Here is a 13,274-nt window from a genome sequence, read left to right as displayed (position 1 = left end):
GATAGAAATGTCCCCTTAAGGCGCAGGTAGAAATGTCCCCACAATCACCTCTTCAAAGGAGGTGTTCATGGAGACAATTCGGATGAGCGGCAAGGAGCGGCGTCGTTTGGAGGTTCTAAGTCGGGTGAAGTCACAAGAGCTTTCTCTGGTGAAAGGTGCGGAGTTGCTGGGGATGAGCTACCGGCAGGCGAAGCGTGTCTGGGCTCGTTACCAGGAGGAGGGCGACACGGGGTTGGTGCATCGGCTGCGTGGGCGGGCCTCGAACCGGCATGTGCAGCCCATCCGCAAGGAGCAGGCGTTGGAGCTTTATCGCGAGAAGTACGCGGGTTATGGCCCTACGTTGGCGGCAGAATGCCTGGAGCGGGACGATGGCTTGTCCGTGCCGGCGAGTACGCTACGGGAGTGGCTGTCGGCGGCGGGATTATGGCAGCGGCAGCGGCGTCGCAAGCTTCACCGTCGCCGTCGGCCGCGGCGCGAGCATTATGGCGAACTGCTGCAGATGGACGGCTCGCATCACGACTGGTTCGAGGGGCGTCGCGGCACGGCTGTGCTGATGGTGATGATCGACGATGCGACGGGGCGAATCTTCGCGTGGTTCTTCGAGAACGAATCGTGGGATTCAGCGGCGACGATATTGCGGGGTTACACGGCCCGGCACGGGCTGCCGCGAGCCTTGTACGTGGACCGTCACAGCATTTATCGGGCGGATTGGGAGCCAACGCCGGACGAGATTCTGGCGGGAATCGAGCCGACAACGCAGTTCGGGCGAGCGATGCGCGATCTGGACGTGGAGTTGATCCGGGCCCATAGTCCGCAGGCGAAGGGGCGTGTAGAGCGGGTCAATCGCACGTTGCAAGACCGTCTGGTGAAGGATCTCACTCGGGCCGGCATCTCAGATTTGGAGTCGGCCAATCGCTACCTTGAGGAAACGTACCACCTGCGATTCAACCAGCAGTTTGGTCGATCGGCGGCCAAGCAAGCGGATATGCACCGGGTGGTGACGGATGAACGTCTGCTGCTCATGCTTTCGCTTCAGGAAGATCGAGTGGTGCAGCCTGACTGGACGGTGCGCTGGCAGAACGGCTTTCTCCAATTGCCGCGTGCGGCCGCCGAGCATGTGCAGCCCGGCCAGCGGGTGGTGATCAGTTCGCAACTTGACGGTCGGCTGCGGATATTCGTCGGTGATCAGGAGCTCGCCTGGTCGACGGTGCGCGACCCGTTGGCAAGTCCAGGACCTGCCTCGCCAACCGGTCCGACCGGTTCGAGCCAGGGCCAGAAGCCAGCGGCGAATCATCCTTGGCGGCGCCGTTTCGCCCCTCCTCGCATGGCCGCCGCCGTGGGGTTGGACTGCTCCGCTCCGGTCGCTGCGCTCCCTGCGCTACGCAGTCCAACCCCACAGCGGGAGTAGGAACACCCAAGGGGACATTTCTATCCGTCAGAAACAGGGGACATTTCTATCCGCGTGTAACAAATTTTCCCGGCGGGGGCTTGACGAAGACACCTCGCTGGTTTATTCTCAGGTTATTCGGGGCAATAACTGGCGAGTCCCTGATCAACGAAAGAGCCGGTGAAAACATGCGAGCGATGATTGGCGAGCGGATTTCCGCGATGGTTTTTTTCTCGGTTCCCATGCTGGCCTTCTGGGCGCTGTCGCCGGTTTGGACGACCTCGCAGGCACGGGAGTTGTCGCCGCTGCTTGCCGCTTCTACTGACGATGTGGGTACCGACGGCGACGACGCCTCCCGCGAACCGATCACCGATCTTTCCGATTGGAACTACACCGCCAACCCGATGTCTCCCATTGGAAAAACGAGCTTCAGCCGTAGGTTGCTGTCAAATCAACCGGGGGCGCATCCCACTCCTGGCGGTCCGAACCCGCGGGTGCCTTGGCTGACACAACCAGCAAGCTCGGGAAATGCGAACTTGGCAAGCGTGGATCCCACGGGTGTCGCAGTCTCCGCGGTTCAAGCCTTTGCCACGCCATCGGCAGTTGCGAATGCCCCACAGGGATCGGCTGGTTCCACAAACCCAGGCAATGTACAGGGCACCGCCACGCCCAACACGCAAGCTACGCTTAGCACAACCGCGGTGATGCCGACGCTGGCAATGCTGCAAAACATCATGCCGACCGCGTTGCAACCGGTCGCCAAACCCAGTTTCCAACCGGTTAAATCCAAATGGCAAGACCGGGCGACGAGGATGAAGTTGGGACGCGGTGCCGCTGCATCGAGCAACTAGCGAGCGGGCGGTGTTGCAAAACCGCGGCTGTGATTTGCGGGTCTCGCTTGTGCGCTGGCGATTATCAGCCAACAGCACGGCATTGCTAGGCGCAACCGTGGTTGCCTCTTAGTTAAGGGAAATCCCACGTCGCGCGTCCCTAGCGAAATGCCTCAGGCGGATTCCGCAAGATCGCAATCGAAAGAGATCGCCGGCCCGGCGCGATTTATTGAGGGTGCCATTCTCGCTCCCGGCATGGAGATCCTGCTGCTCTTCATGGTCTGCCTGTCCCCCTGGGCATTGGGTGGGGAGGGAGCGGAATACGAGTTTTCGCTTTATGTGGGGCTCGCCGCGTTGCTGGTTTTATGGGCCGCCCGAACCGTCGCACGTCGGCGTTTCTCTTGGCGGAAATGTCCTGTGGCGCTCACGTTGGCGATGGTGTTCATCGTCGGCATCGTGCAATTGGCGCCCCTCTCCAAGACGGTGCTCGCGTGGGTCTCGCCCGCCACGGCACGGATGTATGATCGTCTGCTACCCGTCCAGGCAGAAGTGCTGCCGGCCCCTGAATCGCCCGATTTCGCGTCGGATCCTTCGAACGATCCGCCGTTGAAGTCGACCGGAGCCACGATCAGTCTCTATCCGGATGCCACGCGCAAGGCGCTGGTCAGGATCTTGGCGGTCTTTTTGCTGTTTGTGGTCGTTCGCAATGAAATCGCGTCGCCCGCGGCCCTGCGCCGATTGGGCGTCGCCGTGCTGGTGAACGGCGCGCTGTTGTCGTTGTTTGGGCTGGTGCAGTTTTTCAGCTCGCGCAAGCCGGGAACAGTGTACTGGACAATTCCCTCGGAGGGCCAGGTCTTCGGCCCCTTCGTCAATCGCAACCATTTCGCGTTTTACATCAATATCAGCATTGGCCTCGCTTTGGGGCTGCTGCTCGAGCGCGGCCGCCGCTCGGGCAAGGAGCATGGCCGGCGAGACGGCGGTGACGCTGGCGGCGCTCTGGCGGCAGCACGAGACCTGTTCCGCGACCCCGCGTCGTTGTGGATCGGCGGCGGTTTGGCGCTGATGTTCAGCGGGGTTGTGTTTTCTCTTTCGCGCGGCGGCTTCGTCGCACTGTTGGGGGCGGCGACGCTCTCGTTGCTGCTGAGGCTGTCGCGCCAGCACGGCGCCTGGAGGGCGAGCGCCGTTTTATTGAGTGTCGCGGCGGCGCTGGCGCTGTTGATTTGGTTCGGTCTGGACCGAGTTGAGTCGCGCCTCTCGACGCTCTGGACCGGGGAGGCATTACACGATGGCCGCGGGTACGTAGTGACCCACGCCTGGCCCCTGTTCGTGCAGTTCCCACTCTGGGGGACCGGTTACGGCACCTTTCAATATGTGGAGCCGTTGTACCTCCACACCGCCGCCCATGTGGGCAAGGCATACATACATGCCCACAACGATTACCTGGAGGACTTGATCGAGGGGGGCGTGTTCCGGCTGGTGTTGCGGCTGGTCGCCATCGGCTTGATTTTTCGATTCGGCTACCGTGCCTTTCGCGGCCATTCGCCGCAAGCGCTCGGGGCGCTGGCCTTGGGCGCGTTGTTCGCGTTCACGACGATCGTGCTTCATAGTCTTGTGGAATTTGGCCTCTACCTGCCGGCGATCGCGGTGTTGGCGACCGTCGTCTGCGCGCATCTCTGCGCCCTGGGCGAGCAGCAGGCGCCGTCGCTGACCGCAACGCACGCGCGGGGGCATCGACGACACCGTCGCGAAGCGGAAGCGAGGGGGGAAAGCGAACCGCGGGCGGGCGACGAAGTTGCCCCACCGCGACGGCATGAGCACCGTCATCGCACTCTCCCGCGCCAAGCCGTGCGAGCGACGAGTGACGAATCGCGATCCGGCGTTTTTTCCCGGGGGGGAATGGTCCCGCTTGTTTGCGCGGCAACCGCCATGCTGCTCGGCGGGTTCCTCTGCGCGCAGGGTTCTCGAGCTGTCGCCATCGAGCGCCATCTGGCCGACGCCGTGCGGCTCGCGGCAGGGCCCGCGGCGAACCGGGCGGGTGAGATCCAGTATCTACAGGCGGCGGCCGCTCTGGATCCAGAGGATGCGGAACTACAATTCGCGCTCGCCGAAGCGGATTTCGAGATCTATAAGCGCGAGTTGTCCGTGAAAGAGGCCCAGCCAGAAGCGCCGGGGCCAGGGGCGATGGACCCATCGACGAATGCGAGTGACCGCCGCACAAGTGCGACGCCCGAGCCACAAGGGCACCAACGCGCAAACGACCATCTGGTGGCCGCACTGCGGTACGTGGTGCGGGCTCGCGACTTGTGCCCGCTGTTGCCGCGACCGAATGCACGGTTGGCGGTTTACGCAGGCAATTTGCGCAAAGGCGACGCGCCGAGCGCGTACATGGAACGGGCAACGTTTTTGGCCCCCATGAACCCAGAACTTTGGTACCTGTGCGGGCTTCAGGAGTTGGCCGATGGCCGGACGCGGAAGGCCTGCGAAAGTTGGCGCCGGTCGCTGGAACTGTCGGACGCGTTCCTTACACCCATCCTGGACGAAAGCACCGCCCGTCTCGACGCTGCGGCATTGCTCAGCTTGGTGCTCCCGGACCGGCCCCGGCTGCTACTGGTGGCGGCCGAGTATCTCTATCCCGACCAGGCTGATGCGGCAGAACGCGAACCGTTCTTGAAAAAGGCGATCACCATATTCGACAGACAATCCGAACCGTTGACTGCCGACGACTGGCGAACGAAAGCCCTCGTCTGTGGAGCGCTTGGGCGGCCCGACGAGGCGATCGCCGCTTACCGTGCGGCTCTCGCCAATGATCCGCTGAACGTGGAGTGGCGATACGAATTCGCCGCCCTGCTGCACGAGCAGGGTTTGCCGCGAGAATCGCGGCAAGAAGTCCGCGCGCTCCTGGACCAGCAACCGCGGCATGGCGGTGGTCGCCAGTTAGCCGACGTCCTCGCGCGTGAGGAGGCCGCCGGAGTCGGCAGGAGGAAGTCGGCACCAGGCCGTCAGCAGACGGCGGAAGGTGATCGCCCGTAGCCAGCACCGCGAGATTCCAGGAACCTACTTCTCGGCGTATAGCCACTTGAGGCCGTTTTGATCGAGTAAACGGTGAATCACTTCGGTGTGACAGAAGTAACCATGGCCGCCGCTGTTCCCGCTGGCCACGCCGACCACGTATCCGTGCGTGTCAATCAACGGTCCCCCGGATTGGCCCGGCTTTGAAGGTTTATTCAGCTCCCACACCAGCGTCGCGGCGCCCTTCGACCGCTTCCGCACCCTCTTCGTCGCGCTGACTCTCCCGGCCACGCTCGTCGGCACACCCCCGCCCCAACCAATCGACAGCACTGGGAATGGCTCGTCATCAGGGATCTGTGGCGGAGGGCAGATCGAGAGGGGCGCCGGCACGTCTCGGCGAGTGGAAAAGCGCAGCACGGCCACGTCGTCGTCTGGCGCTCGGGCCACGACCTGAACCGATCGGTACACGGCCGGTCCGTTGGCGGCGATGGTCGAGAACCTGCGGATTTCCAATCGCTCGCCTCGATCTGCCGATAGTCGGTCCTTTGGCAGCAGGTGGTCGGCCGTCAACACGTAAACCGTCGACCCGCTCTTGGCGATCATCACACCGCTTCCTTGATCGCCGTTTGACACATTGACGATCTGCACGGTCGCCGCCATCGCCGTGGCCAGAAGCTCGACGGAAAACGGTCCCTGTGGCGACGACCCGTCAGGCGATGCCGCCAGTGCGTCGGTCGGTGGTTGCCCCTCCAGAAACCGCACGGCCTGCGCCAGGGCGTCTTCGATTTCACCGCTTTCCAACTGAATGCCATTCATCACCATTGTTCCCAGCCCGACGTTCGGCAATGTAGCGGCATCCAACACGTCTCGCAGAATGTTTTCGAGCGGTTTCTCCCCGTTCATGGTCGCCAGAAAACCATCGACGTCGTCATAACCCATAGTCGGCAACGCGTCGCGCAGCTCATCGCCAGAAAAGCGGCCCATGCGCTCGAACAGCCAGGCGTGCATTTCCCAGAAGCCGGCCTCGCCTTTCATGATCCCCGCCGCCTCGGCCGCTCGGGCGGCTTGGCAGGCGATGGGGTGCGTGTTCAACTGCAGCGTATGATTGCAATCGGTCGATTGCGGAAAATGCCGCAGCGATAGCGAAAAGCCGCCGGGGAAGCGCTTCATCAACGCCCGCACGTCCTGCTCAACTCGTTGGCATTGCGGGCACTCGTAGTCGAAGAACAACACCATTTGCACCGCCGCCTGTTCTGGCCCCAAACGGTGCCGCTCTTGCGTCGGCCGGGCGGTCGCGCGCTCCTCGCGCTCTGGCCGATCACCGGGAGATTGACCTGCATCGGTAGTTTGTCGCAGCGGCGCGGTGTTCCTCATGGGTTCAGCAGCGAGCACATCGCCGGTGGACGAAGGCGATGCGGTTTCCGCCTCGACCGCTGCCGGAATGGGTTCGCGCGCTTGCCGCGCCGCAACCCATTTTTGCTCCGATCGCAGAACCAACCATAGCGAAGCGGCCAAGCACACTCCCCCTAGTCCCCAAGCGGCTAGGTGCCATGCTAGGCGTGATTTGGGATGTCTAGGGGCATTTCGCGTCGACATGGCGTTTGTTTTGTCTAGCCTACCAACATCGGTCGTATCGTCGCATTTTAGCCTCGGAATCGCGCCTTGTCGATTTTGTGAGACGGGCCTTCTTAAGGGCCGCGTTCCGGCTGACGCGCCGGCCTCATGGGGAGGCTGATGGCCCGCTCGCCATCAGGCTATCGGTGTTTGGCTGGGCCGGTAATCTGTGGCCATTGCAGAAGACCGGGGCGAATAGCACGCCCTTGTCGCGCAGCGAGAATTCTCTGTGAACGACGATTTTATGGGACGATATGATCGAGTGTCGAAAGTGTATTTAGGTTCCCGCCGCAATGAAGCGACTGCTCTTGATGATCGGACTGTGCGCGGTTTTTTCCGGCTGTACGGTCAGCGATAACTTCACGCGCACGTTGTTGGTCGAGCCTTTGCAGTATTGCGACTACTTTAACGCGCACCGGGCCCATTCTCGCCACTGCCGGCTGGCTAAAGAAACTTGGAGCAGAATCCAGCAAAAGAAATCAATGAAGCGATTCTCGGCCGACTATGCGCGAGGGTTCCGCGATGGTTTCACGGACTTTTTGGACGCCGGAGGGCCGGGCCAACCGCCACCCTTGCCTCCGCGCCGCTACTGGAACGACCGTTACGCCAGCCCCCAAGGTCGGCAGGCGGTGCAGGATTGGTTTGCCGGTTTCCGTCACGGCGCGGCAATGGCCCGAGCGAGCGGCGCTCGTGAATACGCGATGGTGCCCTTGTCGACGCCCGTCGCCGGCATTAACGGCATGTACGTCAACCGCCAGACCGGTCCGACGCCCGTAACCATCCTCACGCCGCCCATGCCGGACCCGGCATTGGTGCCTCCGCGGACGCGAGACGGCGGCTTCGATACTTCGCAGTTGCCTGATTCGACGCGGCCGTTTGGTTTGCTGCCGGGAGCGTTGCCCACTCGTAACTTGCCGCCCAGCACTTTGCCCCCCGGCACTTCACCACCTGGAGTCGAACCCGTGCTCCCTGGCGATATGTTGTACGAACCCGCGCTGCCCGCAGCTATGCCGCCTGAGCCCGTGCCGCCCGGCGCTAGGATGCCTAATCCTCCGCAGGCGCCAGATTCTTCGCCAACGGATGGTTTGCTGCCCGAACCTTCAACGGGCACATCGCCGCCGTATGCCTCGTCGAGGCGTCGGCCATCGGGCGATAGACCTTAGCGACATAATGGGTACCGCCATGCTTGGAAGTGACAAAAGACGGCGTCGAGTTGGAGAATGCGGGCAGCGCTGTCGGACTGGAAAGCCTACCTTGCTTGCCGCGGCGTTGCTCTGCGTCGTCGCAAGCGGTTGTGCGGCGCTGACCAACCCGTTGGCGAATGGCATTCCGGTCCGCTTGGTGCCGCCGGAACTGCTGAACGCCGGGCCGCCGCGGGAATCGCTGCATACGCTTCCCTTGTCGCTGCTCGGCCAAAAGTCCCCCGACGTGTATAGGCTGGCCCCCAAGGATGTCCTTGGGGTCTACGTCGAGGGCGTTTTGCCGGTCACGAACCCCGACGAACCGGCCAAGGATCCGCCCGTCTATTTCCCGTCGGATCTCGATCCGCGCGGCGGAACCGGAGCGGGTCTGCCGCCGGTGCTCGGCTTTCCCATGGCGATCCGGGAAGACGGGACGGTCGCGCTGCCCATGATCGATCCGCTCGTGCTCAATGGGAAAAGCGTGATGGAGGCCACGGATGCGATACGTGAGGCCTACATCAAAAAGGGGATCCTTCTGCCCGGCCGCGAGCGCATCATCGTCGGCCTGATGCAGCCGCGTCAAACGCGCGTCCGGGTCGTCCGTCAGGAGGTGGGCGGCTTCAACGTCACGCCCAGCGGCTTTATGGCGATCTCACAGTTCAAGCGTGGCGTCGGGCAAAACGTGACGCTGCGGGCCTACGAAAACGACGTGCTGACGGTCCTGACGTCTACCGGTGGTCTTCCGGGCCTGGACGTCTACGATCGGATCATCATTTTCAAGCAGGCCAAGGGCAACGCCGCGTTGGAGGAATCGCTCGAGAACCTTCCGCTTGGGCAAGATCCGCTGGCGGGCGAAAACCGTTGGCCGCGCGTGATTCAAATTTCCACGCGCGTCGTGCCCGGCTGGCCGCTGTCGTTCAAGCCGGAGGACGTCATCTTGGACGACGGCGACGTCGTGTTTCTGGAAAGCCGCGCGATGGAACTTTACTATACGGGCGGGCTGCTGCCGTCGGGCGAACAGGTGCTGCCGCGTGATTACGACCTGGACGTGGTCGAGGCGGTCATGAAAGTCAGCGGCTCTCTCAATAATGGCGGCCTCGCCGGTCTCCCGATCTCGCCCGTGTTCGGCGGCCCATCGCCCAGCTTGCTGACGGTATTGCGGCGCACGCCCAATGGTGGGCAGGTGCCGATTTTCGTCGACCTGCGCCGGGCCCTGCGCGATCCGCGCGAACGGATCCTAGTGCAAGCGGGCGACGTCTTGGTCTTGCAAGAGACCCGCGGGCAGGCCATCGCGCGCGCCGTGCAGCAGACGTTTGCCCTTCCGACTTCTTCCTATCTGCTGACAACCGGCGTCAACGCGGCGCAGGCCCAGAGCGGGCCGACCAATACGGCCGGCGCGGCCGTTTCGGCCGTTGGGTCGGGATTGTAGGAGCCGGGTGGAGGAATCACTCGGGGCTTCGGGTATAATCAAGCGATGCCCGTGCTCCTGACGACACCTGCACTACAATCCCCCGGCAATTCGTCTCGTGCGCCCCGACGGTGGCGCAGGGTGGGCGGGCTTGCCCTGCTGCTGATCCTTGGCCTGACGACCCATGCGCCGCTCTTGCGCACGCTGGCGCGCGCCATGATCGTCGACGGTCCGGCGCCATCGGATGCTTGGGTGCTCGTGCTCGACGGCGACTACCGTTTTGATCGGGCCGTTGATCTCCACCAGGCGGGCGCCGCGCCAGGAGTGCTTTTCGTTGACCCGCCCGCCACACGCCTGGTGCGGTCCGGCGTCGTGCCCTCCAGAAAGGAGCAGTGCCTGCGTGAGCTCGGCCGACGCGGCGTTTCGCCCGGCGAAGTAACGGCGCTGCCGGGAAACGACAAAACGCCTTGGCAGATCGCTCACGCGCTCGAAGCCTGGCTCGTCGAACATCCGACCGCGCGCATACTGGTGCTTTGCGAGCGGTTCGCGGGCCGCGACCTGCGGTTTGTCGTATCAAAGGTCATGCACCCCACCCTGGCGCGGCGTGTGGCGTTTCGCGGATTGCCGGATCACCGCTACGACGAAACCAACTGGTGGCGCAACCGCGCGGGCGTGCGCGCGCTGGCCGGCGCCGCCTTCGACCTGGCCTACGACGCACTGCACGGCGAGGACGCCCCAACCGTCAACGAGTTCGACCCCGATAAGTACGAGCGGGATCTGAGAGCTGCGATTAGCGGAAAATGAGGCTGAGGCTTACAACTTGTTGCCGCGCGATACGGCGTGCCCGTTGGCCGCTCGCCGTGTTGGCGTTGTTGACCGCCGCCTGGCTGGGACGCGCATGGATACTGCCGCGCGCGGCCCGGTGGCTGAACGTCGGAGAGGCGCCGCGGCCGTGCGACTATGTGCTGGTGCTGCCGGGCGGAGAAGAAACGCGGCCCTTTGTGGCGGCGGCCCTGGTCAAGGCCGGCCTGGCGCGGAAGGGACTCGTGCCCAGGGTCATCGGCTCACCCGACACCGACGATGGCATCGAGCGGCCCGCCCATGAAATCATCCGCGACGTGCTGGTGTTGCGAGGCGTTCCTCGCAACGATGTCGTCTTGCTCGGCACCAACAGCGCAAGCACTTACAGCGACGCCTTGGCGCTGCGCGAGCTCCTGCTTGGGCGGCCCGGTTCGACGGTGGCGATCGTGACGCACGACTATCATACCCGTCGCGCGCGGTGGGTGTTTCGCAAAGTGCTCGCCGACCGGGCCGACGACATCTATCTGGTGGCGGCGCCGGTCGACGATTACGACGAGCGGAACTGGTGGCAGTCGCGGCAAGGCGCCGGGACGTACCTCGGGGAATTCGCCAAACTGGCGGGCTACCTCGTGTGGTACGGCGATACCTGGGTCTGGGGCGTCGGCCTGCTGCTGGCCGGCGGCTGCGCGGCTGTGGTCGTTTACAGGTGGCAGCGCTGCGCAAGTTCGCTCGCCTGACTGCACTCGACAGGGGAAGCGGGGTCAGCCAACCTCGCTCGCAGGTTCTCGGGAAAACGTGGGTCGTGTCGGTCGACCACGTAGTTGCCCAACACCAAGGCGTCCATGTCGGTCCGCAGGAAACAGTCGATGGCCTCGGCCGGCGTGCGCACGATCGGCTCGTTTTCGTTCAGTGACGTGTTGAGCACGATCGGCACAGCCGTCTTCTCGTGAAAGCGCGAAATCAGGGCGTGATACAGTGGATTCGTCCGCCTCGACACGGTCTGCAAGCGGCCGCTGCCATCGACATGCGTCACCGCCGGAATGATCGGCCGTTTTTCGGGACGTATCGGGAACACCTTCTCCATGTACGGCGCGGGTTCGTCGATCTCGAACCAGTCACGTACGTGCTCTTCGAGAATGCTGGGTGCGAAAGGCCGGAACTTTTCGCGGAACTTGATCCGCAAGTTGATGATGTCGCGCATATCGGTCCGCCGCGGGTCGGCCAACAGCGTGCGGTTGCCCAACGCCCGCGCGCCGAATTCCATGCGCCCCTGGAACCAGCCCACCACACGACCTTCGAGCAATAAATCGGTCGTGCGGTCGATCAGTGCAGCGTCGTCGCACGTGTCGAAAGGGAGTCCGGCGGCCATAATCGCGGCGGCACACGCCTGGCGATCAAACGACGAACCCCAGTAAGCATGGTCCTGCACAAACGAGCGGGGCCGGCCCAATATGCGGTGCCAGACGTAGAAAGCCGCGCCGAACGAGGTGCCGTTATCGGCCGCGCCGGCCGGAACGTAAACCCTATTGAACGGCGTGCGGCCCGTGATCTTGCCGTTGGCCACCGAATTCATCGCCACGCCGCCGGACAGGCAAAGATTGTCCGACTTCGTCTTTTCGTGCAGCCGCTCCGCCAGGTGCAAGAGGATCTCCTCCGTCACCGCTTGCAGTGATCGGGCGATATTCTCGTGGCGCCGGATCACTTCTTCGCCCGGCTTGCGCATGGGCCCCAGTTCGCGCTCCAGCCGAGGGCTGTGAAATGGAGCGACGATCGGCGCGCCGCCGTTCCAGTTCATGCGGATGCCTTGCTGATGGTGCGTGAAGTAGCCGAGGTCAAGCTCGAAGACATCGCCCCGCGGCCGCACCATTCGCCTCAGCACGTCGACGAATTCCGGCTCGCCGTAGGGCGCCAGTCCCATCACCTTGTACTCGTCGCCGTAGTGCGGAAAGCCCAGGTACATGGTCATGGCGCAGTAAAGAAATCCCAGCGAGTGCGGAAAATACACGCGATCGACTTCCTTCCACGAAATGCCGGCCCCGTGCGCCGTGAGCGTGCTGGTGAAGTCGCCCATGCCGTCGATCGAGAGGATGGCCGCCTCTTCAAAGGGGGAAATCAAAAAACCCGCAGCCGCATGCGTCTGATGGTGTTCGATGCGGTGAAAGCGGGCCTTGAGCCGGTCCGGGCGGCAGCCGACCGCCGCGGCGAACTGGCCTTCCAGTCCGAGCGTTTTCCCCTGTCGCTTGAGCCGGTCGACGACGGCGCGTGGCGAGGGAAACCGAGTGACGACAAACCCCAGCCGCCGCAGGAAGTTGGCGCGCGGATTAAACGAGATGGCCACGTGATCGAGATCGTCGGCCACGAGGCCCGCCTGTTCGAGGCAAAACCGGATCGACTCGGCCGGAAACCCGGCCCAGTGCTTGATGCGGTTAAAACGCTCTTCTTCGACCGCGGCAATCAGTCGGCCATCCACCACGAGCGCCGCGGAAGCGTCGCCATGATACGCGTTAATCCCGAGAATGTTGGTGGACTTGGAGGGCATTATGGATCGAGGGGTGAGAGAAAGGAGACACAAGACAACAGACAAGGAGAGGCGACACGCGTGTCGCGTCTACGCAAGGTTGGCGTTATGGGTTTTGCTTGAACCGCGCCGCGCGCGGCGCCTTTGCGCCGCTTGCCAGTATAAAAGTAAAGCTTCGCCGAACCCGTTCCCATTTTCACACTAACCCGAAGCGCAAGCGAGGTTTTGCCGCCTTTTCACGTTCCTCGCTGGCGCTTCGGGTTGGTGTTCGCGCCTGCGTACCGGGTTCGGCGAAGCTTTACGGTATAAAAGCGCCGGGCGCGCGGCGCTTTTGCGTGCGCACCGCTTGGCATGTTTTCCGTAAGTGCCATCGCTGTATGGTGTTGCGGCGCTCTCAAAATGAGACTTGGTGGCAGTTGAACTTTGCATGAACGAGTTTGGGTCGAACGTCTGTAGGGAACGCCCTCCGTGGCGTTCCGAGCGTTGGCAATCGGACATTATCCCGCAAGCCCCGGAACGCCACAGA

9 protein-coding genes are annotated in these 13,274 nt (G+C 63.3%); 7 read left to right on the top strand and 2 right to left on the bottom strand.

Annotated features, from left to right (window positions below; all coding sequences use genetic code 11):
- Positions 1-67 precede the first annotated feature (67 nt).
- The 3 genes from VNH11_23105 to VNH11_23095 all read left to right on the top strand — a co-directional run bounded on the left by VNH11_23105 (position 68) and on the right by VNH11_23095 (position 5,247).
- Positions 68-1,408: an ISNCY family transposase gene (locus tag VNH11_23105; GenBank protein ID HVA49272.1), complete on the top strand. Its 1,341-nt coding sequence runs from the start codon at positions 68-70 to the stop codon at positions 1,406-1,408.
- Between the two features lie 167 nt (positions 1,409-1,575).
- The gene (locus VNH11_23100; GenBank protein ID HVA49271.1) at positions 1,576-2,238 is read left to right on the top strand and encodes a hypothetical protein; all 663 of its coding nucleotides are present in this window, start codon (positions 1,576-1,578) and stop codon (positions 2,236-2,238) included.
- 147 nt (positions 2,239-2,385) lie between these two features.
- Positions 2,386-5,247, top strand: coding sequence for an O-antigen ligase family protein (locus VNH11_23095; GenBank protein HVA49270.1), 2,862 nt, complete (start codon positions 2,386-2,388; stop codon positions 5,245-5,247).
- Between the two features lie 24 nt (positions 5,248-5,271).
- On the opposite strand, the gene VNH11_23090 is transcribed toward VNH11_23095, so the two are convergent.
- Entirely contained in the window at positions 5,272-6,600 is a 1,329-nt protein-coding gene (locus VNH11_23090; GenBank protein ID HVA49269.1) for a trypsin-like peptidase domain-containing protein, read from the bottom strand.
- 533 nt (positions 6,601-7,133) lie between these two features.
- Between VNH11_23090 and VNH11_23085 the strand changes: the two genes are divergently transcribed.
- The 4 genes from VNH11_23085 (at position 7,134) to VNH11_23070 (ending at position 10,967) form a co-directional block, all read left to right on the top strand.
- The gene (locus tag VNH11_23085; GenBank protein ID HVA49268.1) at positions 7,134-8,003 is read left to right on the top strand and encodes a hypothetical protein; all 870 of its coding nucleotides are present in this window, start codon (positions 7,134-7,136) and stop codon (positions 8,001-8,003) included.
- Positions 8,004-8,094: 91 nt separating this feature from the next.
- Positions 8,095-9,450 (top strand): polysaccharide biosynthesis/export family protein, encoded by a 1,356-nt coding sequence (locus VNH11_23080; protein ID HVA49267.1) that lies wholly within the window; start codon positions 8,095-8,097, stop codon positions 9,448-9,450.
- 45 nt (positions 9,451-9,495) lie between these two features.
- On the top strand, positions 9,496-10,233 hold the full coding sequence (locus VNH11_23075; GenBank protein ID HVA49266.1) for a hypothetical protein: 738 nt from the start codon (positions 9,496-9,498) through the stop codon (positions 10,231-10,233).
- 56 nt (positions 10,234-10,289) lie between these two features.
- Positions 10,290-10,967 carry a YdcF family protein gene (locus VNH11_23070; protein HVA49265.1) on the top strand — a complete coding sequence of 226 codons (678 nt, stop codon included), beginning with the start codon at positions 10,290-10,292 and terminating at the stop codon, positions 10,965-10,967.
- On the opposite strand, the gene VNH11_23065 is transcribed toward VNH11_23070, so the two are convergent.
- The gene (locus tag VNH11_23065; GenBank protein HVA49264.1) at positions 10,931-12,769 is read right to left on the bottom strand and encodes a carbamoyltransferase C-terminal domain-containing protein; all 1,839 of its coding nucleotides are present in this window, start codon (positions 12,767-12,769) and stop codon (positions 10,931-10,933) included. The genes VNH11_23070 and VNH11_23065 overlap by 37 nt on opposite strands.
- Between the last annotated feature and the right edge of the window lie 505 nt (positions 12,770-13,274).

Source organism: Pirellulales bacterium, assembly GCA_035533075.1.
In the GTDB taxonomy this organism is placed as follows: Bacteria; Planctomycetota; Planctomycetia; order Pirellulales; family JAICIG01; genus DASSFG01.
This window is presented reverse-complemented; position numbering and strand designations above follow the sequence as displayed.